Here is a 911-nt window from a genome sequence, read left to right as displayed (position 1 = left end):
GTATGATTCCACTCGACCCTAAAATCGAGGAAATGGATATAAAAGGCATACCGCTCTTCGAAATTTCGGACGACTCAATTGCTGCAATAGAAATCGAAAGTATTGTGAAAAAACTGGGATTCTAATCCCGGTTTTCTTTTGAATTTGTAATATTGCAGAAAACCGTTCCGGAAATAAGATATGGACCCCTTTGCCCTTTGTAAGGGCTTGAAATGATATTCAAAATCATGTGAAATATGTGGCAGAGTTTACTTCTGCCTCAATTTTTCTTTCCATATATGGGAAGAATCTGGAAGTAAAATCTGTATTATATTCATTTATACAGTCACTCATCAAAACGGAAAACTTACGGAAAAGGTGAGGTTTACATGGCAAAGAAAGCTAAGTTATCAGAAATGACAGACATGTTCAAGGATGTAGATATACTCTCCCTTGAAGGTGTAACTATAGAAGGGGACATTGAGATTGAACTCGATGGACTTGGAGGCGGCTTTGACCCGATGCTTGCTGCTATCCTCGGACAGGAAAATGCAGTACTTGCACAGCACTTCGCAAGACTTGCTGGCATATTCGGCGTCCCTGTAGGCATTGGTGCCCCTGCGGCTGGTGCCCCTGCTGCCCCTGCTATTTCCCCTGCTCTGGCAGCTCCTAAGTTTAAGGATCTCATTCCTGCCAAATTCAGTTTTGAAAACTTTGCAGAATGGGCAACCCCTATTCAGGAAGTCCCAATAGGTAACACCTCTGCAGATGGTGGAAGCCGTGGAAAGAGAGTGTTGGTTGGTGGCGAAAAAGCCCTTCCATTCTTCCCTGACGCCGTAATGCCCAACAGGAACCAGGTTACCATTGACGTATTCGATATGAGAATCGGTCTTGCAAAAGCTGTCAAGGAAAACTACGATGAGGTCATGGAC

Annotated in this window: 1 pseudogene; it reads left to right on the top strand. The window is 43.8% G+C overall.

What is annotated here, in order from left to right:
* Window positions 1-368: 368 nt before the first annotated feature.
* A pseudogene (locus tag FXW07_RS19125) lies at window positions 369-911 on the top strand (acetyl-CoA synthase subunit delta); the annotation flags it as partial.

Origin of the sequence: Methanosarcina sp. DH1 (genome assembly GCF_020804205.1) — an archaeon.
Taxonomy (GTDB): Archaea; Halobacteriota; Methanosarcinia; order Methanosarcinales; family Methanosarcinaceae; genus Methanosarcina; species Methanosarcina vacuolata.
This window is presented reverse-complemented; position numbering and strand designations above follow the sequence as displayed.